Raw genomic sequence first — 13,545 nt, forward strand, 5'->3', positions numbered from 1 at the left:
TATATCACCCTTTTGCTAAGTAATGCTTTCTTTTCGTTATACTGATATCAGCTGAAAACTATAATAAGTACTTTAATCTTCATTTGTCATATTATTTAAATGAGTGGCTAAATAAGTAACTTCTGTCAAATTTGCAGTAACTTCTTGTATTGCTGCAGATTGCTGTTGCGTAGTATCCAGGGTAGAATTAGATGTTTCAATGGTTTTATCTGTGGAATTTTGGATATTTTTTGTAAGTTCCATTATTTTATCAGCTGTTTTCCTTGAGTTTTCGGATAGATTTCTAATCTCAGTAGCTACTACACCAAAACCTCTACCTGCGTCTCCTGCCCTAGCTGCTTCTATGGCAGCGTTAAGTCCTAACATTTTTGTTTGATCTGCAATGTTTTTTATTAAATCTAGTATCGTATAAATCTCAACAGAAACAGTCTTCACATTATTAATCTCATCATTTAGTGTATGTTGATTTGCTGTTACATTTATTGATGAGGCACTAAGTTCTTCCATAGTTGCTGATATTTGATTGAACTTATCTAAAAGAGTTTGAGACATATTTCTTAATTTTAATTGTTCATATCCTATTTTTGAAAGTGCATTTGCCACGATGTATAATACTTCAGCAGCTGCGGCTACATTTTTTTCATTCATCATATATACATTTTTCACAGCATTTGCATATTGATCCGCATCTACTCCTATTTCAACAGCTATATTTCTATATTTTGATTCCTCAGGAGCAGTGGTTAAAACTTGTCCACCTAAAATCGTTCCAATCAAATGTCCATTTACAAGAACAGGTGCTGCAAAATCAATTAATCCAGCATGGCAACTATAAATATAGGGTTTACCAGTCCTGGCAGCTTCTTCGCCACCTTTTTTGTGTGATAATGCACATCTATCGGTTCCAACTTTAGTAGATTGAGTAAAGTCTATACAAAAACTCGTGTAAGAACTTGGCTTCGTTACCGGATTCCCCTCTTTATTTACTGTCACGCTGGCAATGTTCATTCCTATTGCAAAATTATCTTGAAATTTTTGCAATAATTCAATATCAAGAACGTCCTCAATTTCTAGTGCTTGTTCATCTAATTCGCCATTTCCTAATTGTCTAATCATTTTCAGAATCCTCCTCATTACAAATAATGTATTTCATTAATAATATCGTCATTGTACAAATATATTTAAGTGTTATGCAAATATATTTATAGTTAAGTCGTATATTCAACTTCTCAGCTTATGTTTGTACATAAAGCCTGTATTATGGTGTCTATGAAAAAAGAGGCGGTTTATACATTATCGTTGCAACGAGCATTGCTAAGATTCAAGAGAAAGCTTTAGTTGTGCAAAGGCCCTTCATTTACATTCGCCATTTTAAAATTGTTTTTAATTGTATTTATTGTTTGACTATTTAGAAGGCTAATCTCAAATAGGATGAAATTATTTGTAAATGAGCTAGAAGCCGTATTGTCATTAACTGATCTACCCAAGGATGTATTACATAATAACTATTTTCAATCAAAAAGGACGAGATTTAAATATTAACAGTCTCATCCTCCAAAACACTCTGGCTCTAATCTTTGATTGCATCTATTGCAGGGTTCGCAATGTTTTCTACCCTTTATATGATTTTTCCTATAGTTAACAGCAGCATATCCATTCCATATATCATACAGTGTCCGCGTTTTAGCATCTCCTAATAAATAATCTCCCTCTGCATCCATACAGCATAAACCTACTTTACCATCCCATAAAATGGTCATTGATCTTAATATGCGATCACATATTGTATCCGTATTTGGAGCTAAAGATTCTTTAAAATCACCTAAGTAATTGTAAGTATCATATGTATGAATATCCACATCCTTATTTCGTCCCTTCGTGATATTGTTCCATAGGCTATAAAATTCTTCACTTGTTTGTATATTATCTTTAACTAAAGGCATTGTAATCTTCATGGGTATATCTAATTGTGCAATAGCATATTTTATGTTTTCTATCGTTTTGTAAAAGTTTAATCCAGTAATCTTTTCATAGCTTTCCTTTGTACCACCAGGAAAACTAAAACTTAATAAATCTAAATTTGTTACTTCTTTAAGTGCATCAACTTGATTTTTTTTTAATAAGGAAGCATTCGTAAAGATATGAATTTTAGCTTTGGGAGCTAATTTATTAATGCGATTCACTTTTTCTATAAAGTCCTTCCTGATAAAAGGTTCTCCGTGTAAAAAAGGACTAATATATTTAATCTCTAACTCATTCGCCTGTTTGAGTATATCATCGTATAGTTCATTTGTCATATACCCTCTTTTTCTATTCATATCTGGAATAACACACATTTGACAGTTTGCATTACATATATTATTAAGTTCAATTTGAAGATACTTAGGTGCTTTTGGGATTTCTTCAAAATATGTCTTTTTCAAACGCCATTTATGAAAATCAATTACTTTAGGCATTGTCTTGCTATATAATACATTACCTATTCCTAAATCATAGCTCATAATGCCTAGCTCTTCGCATTTCTCTTTTATCTGAGTTATCAATGGTCCATAAAATTTATAATCATCCTCTATATCAATTTTACCTTCTGGTAGTGGCTCTCCCTCAAGATGCTCTATTACTAAAGCAAAGTAAATAGAATTTTCAGGATGATAGTGAACTTCGTCAAACCATTTTACCTTATTCATAGCTGTATTTCTTATAAGCACTAAATCATAAATTTTAGGAGCTAATCCTTCTTTTGAAAGTATGTATTGTATTCTATATTCTTCTTTTAATCTTGTATATTCATCGCTTAAATTATCCTTAACAATATACTTAATAATTTTTAAAGCCTGTCCCTTTTTTATCTTAAGAGACTTTGCTGCCTCTTCTGTCTTAGCAGGTATATACCAAGTTGTTTTACCCCTAGACCCTTCAATGATAATCTCTTCATCTACAATATAATCAATCTTAATACCTGTCCAGTTCCGCCATGAACCGTTAAACCCAGGCTTTTCAGGATAGTTTTGAGATTCATACTCTTCCATGTTCTTAACGTTGAATTTTATTGTGAATAGAGGCAAGTCCATTTTACTAAATTTTTCTTCATTCTGCCAAGGATAGTTCATTTTATCCTCCTAACGTTCAACCTTGCTATAAACTATGGGCTTTTTTCGTACTATTGATATAAGCTTTTGTACTATATATACATTAGGACCTATAGACTTTAAAATAATTGCCACAGGCAGAGATAGCCAATCTACAAACCGAATCTTTACATCTAAACCAATAATCTTCACTGCAAGCTTTGGTAGAATATACATATAGACAAAAAGAGATAACAAATATATGCTAAATAACCCTTTTTTAAGTTCTAAACTTGGTACAAAGCAAATACTTATAAAACCTATACCCACTACCAACGGTGCAAAAGCCCATGCGCCTTGCAAATGATATCCATCTAATAATTGTACAAATGGCTTCTTCTCGGTAAAACCTTTGCTCCAGTTATATGCAGAATAAAGCTCCATACAACCTCCATACCATCTAGAATGTTGAACAACCATCTCACTAGTGGATTTAGGCATATCATCACTGCAAAAATAAGGTACCGTTTTTATAGATGCATTCATCATAGACAATCGATAGCCGATTTGTACACCATCTGCAATGACTCCCTCTGGAAATCCTCCTATCTTATCAAGTATACCTTTTGAAAAAAATTGACCATGCCCATTCAAATAAACATTTCTCAAATAATATGTATTAACTCTTTTTGCTTTATGTCTTGAATACTTGTAGTTATTAGGATATTCTTTTATTACGCTCCACATAGTTTGATATATTGCACTAGCAACAAGAATGGGGTTTTTTCTTTCCTTACTGTATTGATTTGCAGTATCTATAAAATGAAGAGGTTGTTGACAAGCATCCGCTCCCGTATAACATATAGCATGTACGACAGATTCAAATGCTTTTAGATCTGGAATGGAATCTGCGTCATAAACACCGATAACATCTATATCTGAATTAATCGTGCTAAGATAGGTTTTAAGTCCATAATTTAATTGAGTAGCTCTATCTCCTTTTTTTTGCGGACTTTCTAAGTAATAAAACCTGGGTGCATAACTAGATACCGTTTTACTTCTATAATTTTCAATCCATTCTTCAACTACTTTCTTAGTGCTAGGTTGTTTATCATATTCCTCTATAAAAGCTTCAAGTGTATACCCAGCTCTATTCTCCCATAGTTTTTCTAAAGTTTCTTCTAAAAAAAATCCTCTTACGTTTTTTTTCATCTCTTCAATATGGCTACTATTTTGATAAAGATCATAAACGGTCTCTAGCCTTCTTCTATGCTTTTCTTTATCGGATTGTTCTTTATGTGTACCTACTATAACAACTTGAAGCCGAATATTTTTACTAGCGTATTTGCCAAAATAATCTAATGTATCTTTTATAATATTTTGTTCTCTTAAAACGGGTATGAGGAGTAAAAGTTCCTTAGGATTTTTATTCGATGTAAAACATGTATTTTGTACCTCATTTAATGCCTTATAGCTTGTCCATATATTTCTCAAAGCAAATAGGGTTTTTCCAATTACTAAACTTGTCAAAATTACTGCTACGATCTCTATCATATATTATATCTCCTTGGTGTCTATCTTCATCAAGAGCTCTCTAAGGTCAAAATACTCCATTGCCATAGCCTTATAGCTCTCTATTAAATTTAATATCATCTCTACATCATTATCTAAAAACTCGTTGGGATGATACATAATTCCAATGAAATAGTTATCTATGTATTTCATAGTATTTTGTACTTCATTTGTAATAACATCATAAGGTTTAAGAATTGATTTTGGATGGTACGACTTAACAACATCTATACTAATTGGTACCTGAAGCATAGTACTTTCTACTAGCTTATTGTATTGGCTAGAATAAACTTGAAATCCCAACTCTTCAAGTATCTCAACAGTTTGCCTAGAAGTATTATTCCAAGGAGGTATATAGGTCGTAATAGGTCTTTGTAGTACTTCTTTTAAATAATCTCTACCATCTCTTATTTGTTTTTTTATTATACATTTATCCAAATATTCAGGGAATTCATCTAGCCATCCTGCATTAACTTTATTTAAATGATTCACTCCATGTTGAGCAACAATGCAGTACTTTAATTCTTTTATGTAATCTGCCATTTTGCGCTCTAGTTTATTTGGAATAACTGCGACAATACTTGGTATGCACAATTCTTCTAATCGATCTAATATATTTATGGTATTGTCATTATAAGGTCCTATATCATCAAATCTATGAAAAATCAAATGATTCATTATTATCCTCGCCTTGAATAATTCCTTGCTCCACTAAATCTTTCCTATGCCTCCACGGGCCTATATGCTCAAATACACCTGGCTGTAATTGTAGATTTATGGGATATATTTCATGGAATGCTTTCATACACTCTACTTCGCTGTTATAACCCTTACTAATTAAATCTAAAGCTTCTTTTGATATGATAGACGGATTATTTACCCAGTGTAGATTGCCATAAGCTAATATGTAATTGCCAATCACAACTTCTTTTGTCCATTTAATAGGTTCTTGAGTTACAAAATTATGTTTCGCTCCTCCCGTCAAAGTGCCATCATATCTAGAGTTTCTAAGTCGAATTTGCCCTATATCTGGGTTTTTTCTTAAGTACTCAATTAGTTCAATTAATGGTATATAAGCAGCACATGCCCAATCATCTTCTAATATAATATAAGCATCGCCATCTTCTTTTTTCATTAATCGACTGAGATTTCTATGTCCTATAGAAATATTATGGTCTCTTATTTTAGAGTTTTTCGTGGATTCGATAACCTTTCTTGATGTAACAAATTTCGAACGATATTTTTGAGCTATCTTTTTATTTATTTTAATGATTTCATCTTTACTGCCATTGTCAAAAATCACAAACTTAAATAAATCCCTATAAGCCTTTAAATACTCATTAAAAGAGTGTAATGTCTCTTCTAATAACTCAGGGCGATTATATGTTAATACACCTACTACAATTTTTGATATGGTCATTTCTCTTTTAACTCCTTGCATCATAATTATCGCACAATATTCTCGTCTACACTAGAATAGCCTGCTATTTTATCTTGACCAAAAATTCTTAAACATCTAGAGCAAGGTTCTAATTTGTTGGCCTTGTAATTACTAAGTTTTGTTCTAATGATTTCATAAGAAGAATTATTAAAAACTTCGACTATAGACTTGTCCCTCACATTACCTACATTAGCAAAAGAATCATAATCCCAGCAGCATATCCCAACATCACCATTCCAGTAGATGATCATATTTTCAAAGGGCTCCTGGCAAACATCAATCTGTTTATCACTTTTAACTTGGGTCATGTCTGACATGCCAGCATCTAAGTAATTATGCATTTTCTTTATAAAGATTTCATCTGCAAAATCTTCCCATTGTTTTTTATAATCATGTACTTCATTTATGTTCTCATGATATACAAGCATCTGCATTACAGTATGTATATTAGAATGGTACTGCCTCTTTAGCTCAAAAAATCTTATCAAGTTATCAATCACTGTCTTATAGTCTAAACCTAGTCTTAGTTTTTGGTAGCTTTCCTCTCTAGCACCATCAACGCTAAAAAACACTTTATCTAGTCCAGAATGTAATAATTGTATCGTATTTTCTTCATTTAAAAGCATAGCGTTTGTATTTAAGACCACTTCTTTTAAATTTGGCAATTCTTTTTTTATATAACGAACTCTATTAAATATCTTAGAATCGATTAAAGGCTCACCTTCTTTATGTAAATAAATCGTGGTATTTTCTAGATCTAACTCCTTACAATCTCGAACAATTTTCACAAATAGTGTCCAATCCATTATGCCCCGTTCTCTTTTCATTTGGTCATTTGGACACATAGGGCAGTGAGCATTACAATGATTGGTTGTTTCTATATATATTTCTTTAGGTATCTTATACTCTATCTTAGACATAGGTCACCTTTTTATTTTGTTGAATATATTTGATGACTGAACCGGTCTTTAAATTACTGCATATACTTTGATAATCATCTTGTCCAATTTTTCCATAATATTCATCTAAAATCTTAATTGTGCCATTATGAGATACTAGTAGACAATTACCTCCTGCACCATCTGCATCTGCTGATTGCATGATAATTTTTCCTCCACTTGGCAAAGTTTCTGGCATATGAGTTTTTAGGTAAAGAAATTTCTCTGATGACAGAGCATATTTTTTACTATAAACTACGGATCTAAACTTATCCTCAATAAATTGATAAATCTTCCACTTGTCAACTGGAAGATTACTATTAAACACAAAATCCATTAAATTTAATATTTCGTCATAATTTTCTGCTGTAGCTATAGTAGCAAGTATAATTTTGATATTAGGGTTTATTTGTTTTAATTTTTTGATATTTTTAATAGGAATATCAAACTGTTCTTCTATTGTTAGTCTTTGCCTACTAGGACGCATCTTCGCATTAATCTCTGCTAAGCCGTCTAATGAAACGCCCACCCATTCGCAGTTATGAGCTACAAGATCCATATATTGTTCTAGTAAGATACCATTAGTTCTAACAATGACCTTAAATCCCTTTTTTCTAGCTTCTAGTACCGCTGTCTCAAACAAAGGAGATATAAGTGGTTCTCCACCACACAATTCAATTGTATCCGCACAAATATACTCTGCAAAATTCAAACAATTCATCAAGGTATCATATGTCATGTGAGGACTTGTATCAGATTCTCCATAGCAATATTCACACTTATAATTACAACTGCCTGTTAAATATAGGTCAACTGTGCTAATGCTAATATTTGACATCATCTTCACTCTTTCTTTACTGTTTTTCTGGCCACGCATGTAACATCGTATAGCTTCCCATTCTAGCTTGTATACCTTTTAATTTAATATTGTAATTATTATCAATAGATTTTATATAATTATATATTTGCTCAGCATCTTCGATATTGTGATATGTTGTAATCGCCATTTTAGGTTTATACTTTCTTATGGTCTCCTTAGCGCCCTTAAGCATCTTAAGCTCTTGTCCTTCTAAATCAGCCTTTATATAATCTACAGATTTGCTATTTTTATAAAACAAATCGTCAATGGACCATGTATCTACCTTTATATTCGTAAATTCATCCGTAATATAGGAAGAAATAGTATCCTCATCCAAATACATTACTCCTAACTGATCTGATATAGCGCCAGGAATAATCTCTATATTCTTTCTATTTGCAAAAGATTTTCTTAAACACCTAACAAAGTCCGGTACAGGTTCAATTGCGTATACCTTTTTGCAATGCTTAGCAACAGTATAAGTAAATAACCCTTCAGCAGCACCACAATCTAACACCACATCATCCTCTTCGACCCTTGTTTGTGGTATCTGATAATAATGCCAGTGATCCTTATTAAATGTCTCTTCCATGATTAAGTAGAACAAATCCAGGTCTAAACCTTTAGGTATATATAAAGGTTCCCTATAATTTTTTAATATAATTTCCAGACATTCATCCATCACATTAATGCGTTCAAGTCTTCTTTTAGACTTTGTTTTGTATGAAAAATCTATAATTACACGTAATAATTCTCTTAATGTTACTTCATTACTATTGTTCATCCAATGTTTTATAACTCTTAGTTTCCAATGCACGTTTATTGATCACTCCACTTTTTCACGAGTTTCTAGAGCAATAACAGTAAATTCTTCTCCACCCATCCTTACTATCTTATCATAAATCCAGACTCTCTTTCATCAAGTTTCATACTTCAACAGCAATTTTACTTCAGTACATAATTTGTAAGTACTATGCACAGGATAATCTATTGTGAACCAAAACATTAATTTCACTAATATAATAATAGTGCCTGCGGCGTATTAGTCACTAGCATTAGCGTATTTCTTTTGGATCAAAACCCTTTGTGTACATTCAGTATGACTTGCAGGAACCAATGTCAAAAGTAGGTGTTGTAGAGTAAAGTTCTGGCTTTGGTTATACCTCTGCCAGAACCTCCTCATCAAACCGTACGTGAGATTTTCCCTCATACGGCTTTCCGAAGTTCTTCTTCCATCAGCATTATGATGTGAATGCAATTCTTTTAAGTCCTAAATCTTTAAACATTAACGACAACTCTATAAATTTATAGCGCTTTCGTTCTTGTCTTTTCCGATTGTACCAGATCACTAGCCTTGTTAGGATATACTTATCTAGCTTCATCAGTATTCTCGTTGGCGATATACCATAGTAATTACGCCAACCTACAATCTTTCGATTTAATCTTTTTATTACGGCTTCTATATCTTGATATAAAGTTGCATTCTTTAGGGTTTCTTTCACTTTGCTTTGTACGTTCTGTTTTGCCTTCTTGCATATCCATTGTTCCATTGCATAGTATATCAAACCATTTGCTTTCTTTTACCGTTGGTATTCCCAGTGGTCTTTTCTTACCACCAGCTTTGGGTATATACACTCGTCGTACTGGCGCAGGATTATACTGCCCTTCTTTTAACTCTTCTTGAATTTCTAGAATGACTTTATCTATTCCGTAGCTTTCGATATCTTCTATCGTTTGCTTATCTACTCCAGCACTTCCTTTGTTACACTTCACTTGTTGCCATCCCCTATAGAGTATATCTTTTCGATAGAGTTTATCGTACAAAGCATGAAATTTTCTTACCCTATTTCTCTTGGCTGATTGGTATAGCTTTCTTTGAAGTTGTCGAACTTTATCTATGGTGTTGTTAGTCTTTGTGACATTCACTCACTCTTACCTCCTCCAAAAGCTTGAACTAAGCAGGGACCCTTCCCTCGGTATGGTTTTGTTGTCCATACCTTCATCAGTACTATGGTCCCCTCCGACTTCCTTCCTGCCGATTTCCATTTCACTTTCGCTTATAGGTTACCGCTTTATGCTTTCGCATGCAGGGGAGGATCTCTCCAGTTCCAGCCTCTTACATTCTATACATACCGATTCCCATACACCGGAAACTTCTTCACTAAGGGCTCCAAGTTCTTCCTTAGCTTCCATGGACTTCACCTAATAAGAAGAGGTTCGTCAGTTTCTTTCTCTCCTCTCGGAGTTTTCTAACAGTGCTGCAGAATTCACTTTATGTTACGGTCTGTATATTTGATAGCACCACTTTCGGCACATTTTCATAACGCTTCATGCAACAGTTCTCACCATTACATGGTTATATATCTACTGCGCTCCTTGGCGATTACGCAGGTCGGACTTTCACCGACTTGTAAGTGGCCAGCTTAGCTGGACACGCTCTTATTATATAAAAAAGGTAAACAGTATTAACTGTCTACCTTTTTTATATTTAATATAAGCTAGTAATCATTCTTACTTTAACCACTGAGTTACTACTTCTTCATTTTCATTCATCCATGCTTTTGCAGATTCTAATTCATTGCTTCCTTCTGCTATAGCACCCATTAATTCACTTAGCTGCTCATCTGTTAAAGAAAACTTTTCTAAGAAAGAGTACACTTCAGGCATATCTTCCTCTAGTCCTATACGAGCAATGGTATGTATTTCTTCTGTTTTTCCATATACACCTTTAGAATCTTCTAAAAATTTTAAATCAAAATCAGCAAACTTCCAGTGAGGCGTCCATCCTGTCACTACTACAGGAGTTTTTTCGTCAATTGCTTTTGATAATGATGCTGTCATAGCCGCTTCACTGCTAGTAATAAGTTCAAAATCCAAATCATATTCATCAATAGCTTCTTCCGTTGAACTCATGATACCTGCTCCAGCATCAATGCCGATGATTTTCTTATCAAATATTTCTGCATTATCATTTAGTTCTTCTATACTATCTACTTCTACATATTCTGGTACAACTAAGCCTATTCTCGCATTTCCGTTGTTTATACCCAAATCAACTAAATTATCACCATACTCTTCCATATAGCTTTCATGAGTAACTGGTAACCATACGTCTAAGAATGCATCTGTATTACCGCTGGCCACTGATGTAAATATTGGTGCCACATCAGCTACGGTAATATCCACCTCATAATTCATATGATCTTCTAGAACTGCTGTTACTAAATTGGTCATCGCAATTCCCTCAGCCCAGTTTACCACACCTAGTTTAACGGTTCCTTTATTATCGGACCCGCCACCATCCTTTGCACATCCAGCAAAAGCTCCTACAGTCATAAAAGTTACTAATAACAATATTGCAAATTTTTTAAAACGCATTAAATCTTCCTTTCATTTTTTATTCTAATAGACATATTAGTCTATAAAAACTCTACTTTTCCTTGCCTAGAGATTGTGTTACTCTGTCAAGTATCATTGCCAATATGACTACTGCTAGCCCTCCCTCAAAACCTTCTCCAACCTTCATCTGCGTAATACCCCTAAGCACAACATTACCAAGGCCACCGCCACCAATCATTGAAGATATAACAACCATAGACAAGGAAAGCATAATCGTTTGGTTTAATCCAGCTAATATGGTTGGCATTGCCAAGGGTATTTGTACTTGAAATAGTTTTTGCTTGTAAGTGGCTCCAAAAGAATCCGAAGCTTCGATGACATCTTTAGACACTTGTCGTATTCCCAGGCTCGTAAGTCTAACAACAGGAGGCATAGCAAATATAACCGTTGCCACTGCACCAGGAACTTGTCCAAGATCAAAGAAATATACTGCAGGTATTAAGTAAACAAAAGCAGGCATCGTCTGCATAAAATCTAGTATGGGTCGAACTATTTGATCAAGTTTATCACTTCTAGCCATCCATATTCCTAGAGGAATTCCTATGGCTAGCGCAATAAAGGTTGCCGTTAAAACTAATGCTAATGTCTCCATAGTCTCGCTCCAAAGATTCATGCCATAAATCAAACAAAGACCTATGATGGCAAGAATACTTTCTTTTTTTCCTACCCTTAACCAACATATAAGAACAATAAGTCCAAGCATAATAAACCAAGGAATGCCATTAAATATTCCTTCAAATAAATTAAGTACTCCCAATAATATCAGTTTTATTATATCAAAAAAGCCGCTAAGATTTTTTGTCATCCAATCAATTGCTACTTCAACTACCTCACCTATAGGTAAACTAATCACTGTCACCACCCCCTCCTAAAATTCCTGCTAGTACAGAAATCTTAAAAATAATACCCAACATACGATTATCGTCATCTACTACTACAATGGGATAAGGAGATTCCATAAAATGAGGTAGTATTTCCTCAATAGCTTTATCTAAAGATACGGTTTTTACATTTGTATCTACAACATCTTCAAGCTTATTATTGTTTGCCTTAAGAGCTTCTAGTGCTTTTTCCGCAGTGATAATCCCTTTAATATGACGTCCTTTATCTACTACAAAGATACTGGATATAGAGGCATCGTTCATTTTTTTAACAGCCAATCGCAAGCCATCTCTTTCAGTAACTACTACATCCGCTTTTTTCATAATAGATGCAGCCGTTACTACACGTGCTCTATTAACATCTTGAACAAACTCTTTTACATAATCGTCGGCTGGATTATTTAAAATCTGTTCTGGAGTTCCTGTTTGAACAATAACACCATCTTTCATAATAGCAATACGATCACCTATTTTAAGTGCCTCATCTAGATCATGTGTTATAAAGATGATGGTCTTTTGCATTCTTTCCTGCAAAGATACTAACTCATCTTGCATTTCTTTTCGAATCAATGGATCCAATGCACTGAAGGCTTCGTCCATAAGTAGAATATCTGCATCAGTAGCCAATGCTCTAGCGAGACCAACTCTTTGTTGCATTCCCCCACTTAATTCACTTGGATAAGAATCTTCATATCCTTTGAGGCCAACAAGCTCTAATGCGCTTTTGGCTTTTTCATGTCTTTTGGCTAGTTCAACATTTTGAATTTGCAAACCAAAAGCCACATTATCCAAAATCGTCCGATGAGGAAGTAATGCGAAGTTTTGAAATATCATTGCGACTTTCTTTCTTCGTACTTCCATAAGTTCTTCTTTATTCATTGAAATAATATTCTTTCCATCAATCCATATTTCCCCTTTACTTGGTTCGATAAGACGATTGAGGCATCGAATGAGCGTGGATTTTCCACTACCTGATAATCCCATGATAACAAAGACTTCACCTCGATGAACTTGAAAACTCACATTAGATACGCCAAGTCCATATCCAGTTTTTTCTAAGATTTCTCTTTTCGTCATTCCTTTGTCTATTAATGGAAATATTTTATTGGGCGAAGGACCAAATATTTTATATAAATTTTTTACTTCAACTTCTACCGTCAAAATACCCCCCCTTTCAATCTTTTAAAAGCAACATATTGATTTTTATTTACAGTTGTCACTTTAACATAAATCTTTTTACTCGTCAAGAACCATGTATAAACTGTATAAGTTTATCCTATAATCTAGTTTAGAATACTACGTAGTTATGAAAACCATGCCACCTCCACATCTTTCCAACAATCGCCATCGGCTCGTCAATATGTCCCGCAAACAAAAAAGCGCCTTC

At 33.7% G+C, this 13,545-nt stretch carries 14 protein-coding genes; all 14 read right to left on the reverse strand.

The window, feature by feature from the left end; all coding sequences use genetic code 11:
- Positions 1-72 precede the first annotated feature (72 nt).
- Positions 73-1,116: a PocR ligand-binding domain-containing protein gene (locus DES36_RS06695; RefSeq protein WP_113920457.1), complete on the reverse strand. Its 1,044-nt coding sequence runs from the start codon at positions 1,114-1,116 to the stop codon at positions 73-75.
- Between the two features lie 431 nt (positions 1,117-1,547).
- On the reverse strand, positions 1,548-3,110 hold the full coding sequence (locus tag DES36_RS06700) for a radical SAM/SPASM domain-containing protein (RefSeq protein WP_113920458.1): 1,563 nt from the start codon (positions 3,108-3,110) through the stop codon (positions 1,548-1,550).
- 9 nt (positions 3,111-3,119) lie between these two features.
- A complete protein-coding gene (locus DES36_RS06705) occupies positions 3,120-4,622 on the reverse strand; it encodes a glycosyltransferase family 2 protein (protein ID WP_113920459.1) in 1,503 nt (500 codons plus the stop codon).
- Between the two features lie 3 nt (positions 4,623-4,625).
- Positions 4,626-5,318, reverse strand: a complete 693-nt coding sequence (locus DES36_RS06710) for a DUF2334 domain-containing protein (protein WP_113920460.1) — start codon at positions 5,316-5,318, stop codon at positions 4,626-4,628.
- Entirely contained in the window at positions 5,296-6,060 is a 765-nt protein-coding gene (locus DES36_RS06715; RefSeq protein WP_207657433.1) for a glycosyltransferase family 2 protein, read from the reverse strand. The genes DES36_RS06710 and DES36_RS06715 overlap by 23 nt, the downstream gene beginning before the upstream one ends.
- 26 nt (positions 6,061-6,086) lie before the next feature.
- Positions 6,087-7,001 carry a radical SAM/SPASM domain-containing protein gene (locus DES36_RS06720; RefSeq protein ID WP_113920462.1) on the reverse strand — a complete coding sequence of 305 codons (915 nt, stop codon included), beginning with the start codon at positions 6,999-7,001 and terminating at the stop codon, positions 6,087-6,089.
- Complete coding sequence (locus DES36_RS06725; RefSeq protein WP_170128214.1) at positions 6,994-7,857, reverse strand: radical SAM protein; 864 nt, start codon at positions 7,855-7,857, stop codon at positions 6,994-6,996. The genes DES36_RS06720 and DES36_RS06725 overlap by 8 nt, the downstream gene beginning before the upstream one ends.
- Positions 7,858-7,873: 16 nt before the next feature.
- Positions 7,874-8,695 (reverse strand): FkbM family methyltransferase, encoded by an 822-nt coding sequence (locus DES36_RS06730; RefSeq protein WP_146953614.1) that lies wholly within the window; start codon positions 8,693-8,695, stop codon positions 7,874-7,876.
- Between the two features lie 424 nt (positions 8,696-9,119).
- Positions 9,120-9,380, reverse strand: a complete 261-nt coding sequence (locus DES36_RS15445) for a group II intron maturase-specific domain-containing protein (RefSeq protein WP_170128215.1) — start codon at positions 9,378-9,380, stop codon at positions 9,120-9,122.
- Positions 9,292-9,804: a reverse transcriptase family protein gene (locus tag DES36_RS14785; protein WP_170128216.1), complete on the reverse strand. Its 513-nt coding sequence runs from the start codon at positions 9,802-9,804 to the stop codon at positions 9,292-9,294. Before DES36_RS14785 ends, DES36_RS15445 begins: the two co-directional genes overlap by 89 nt.
- 138 nt (positions 9,805-9,942) lie before the next feature.
- On the reverse strand, positions 9,943-10,071 hold the full coding sequence (locus tag DES36_RS15300; RefSeq protein WP_278278697.1) for a hypothetical protein: 129 nt from the start codon (positions 10,069-10,071) through the stop codon (positions 9,943-9,945).
- Positions 10,072-10,389: 318 nt separating this feature from the next.
- On the reverse strand, positions 10,390-11,256 hold the full coding sequence (locus DES36_RS06740; protein WP_113920466.1) for a glycine betaine ABC transporter substrate-binding protein: 867 nt from the start codon (positions 11,254-11,256) through the stop codon (positions 10,390-10,392).
- Positions 11,257-11,308: 52 nt separating this feature from the next.
- On the reverse strand, positions 11,309-12,130 hold the full coding sequence (locus tag DES36_RS06745; RefSeq protein WP_242981728.1) for an ABC transporter permease: 822 nt from the start codon (positions 12,128-12,130) through the stop codon (positions 11,309-11,311).
- Positions 12,123-13,319, reverse strand: a complete 1,197-nt coding sequence (locus tag DES36_RS06750) for a quaternary amine ABC transporter ATP-binding protein (protein WP_242981721.1) — start codon at positions 13,317-13,319, stop codon at positions 12,123-12,125. Before DES36_RS06750 ends, DES36_RS06745 begins: the two co-directional genes overlap by 8 nt.
- Positions 13,320-13,545: the final 226 nt, after the last annotated feature.

The sequence above is a fragment of the Alkalibaculum bacchi genome (genome assembly GCF_003317055.1).
GTDB classification, from domain to species: Bacteria; Bacillota; Clostridia; order Eubacteriales; family Alkalibacteraceae; genus Alkalibaculum; species Alkalibaculum bacchi.

Excerpts from the sequence above, each read along its gene's own strand:
- DES36_RS06720 (WP_113920462.1), bottom strand. The coding sequence starts at position 7,001 with ATGTCTAAGATAGAGTATAAGATACCTAAAGAAATATATATAGAAACA.
- DES36_RS06715 (WP_207657433.1), bottom strand. The coding sequence starts at position 6,060 with ATGACCATATCAAAAATTGTAGTAGGTGTATTAACATATAATCGCCCT.
- DES36_RS06705 (WP_113920459.1), bottom strand. The coding sequence starts at position 4,622 with ATGATAGAGATCGTAGCAGTAATTTTGACAAGTTTAGTAATTGGAAAA.
- DES36_RS15300 (WP_278278697.1), bottom strand. The coding sequence starts at position 10,071 with ATGGAAGCTAAGGAAGAACTTGGAGCCCTTAGTGAAGAAGTTTCCGGT.
- DES36_RS06695 (WP_113920457.1), bottom strand. The coding sequence starts at position 1,116 with ATGATTAGACAATTAGGAAATGGCGAATTAGATGAACAAGCACTAGAA.
- DES36_RS06725 (WP_170128214.1), bottom strand. The coding sequence starts at position 7,857 with ATGTCAAATATTAGCATTAGCACAGTTGACCTATATTTAACAGGCAGT.
- DES36_RS06700 (WP_113920458.1), bottom strand. The coding sequence starts at position 3,110 with ATGAACTATCCTTGGCAGAATGAAGAAAAATTTAGTAAAATGGACTTG.
- DES36_RS06740 (WP_113920466.1), bottom strand. The coding sequence starts at position 11,256 with ATGCGTTTTAAAAAATTTGCAATATTGTTATTAGTAACTTTTATGACT.
- DES36_RS06710 (WP_113920460.1), bottom strand. The coding sequence starts at position 5,318 with ATGAATCATTTGATTTTTCATAGATTTGATGATATAGGACCTTATAAT.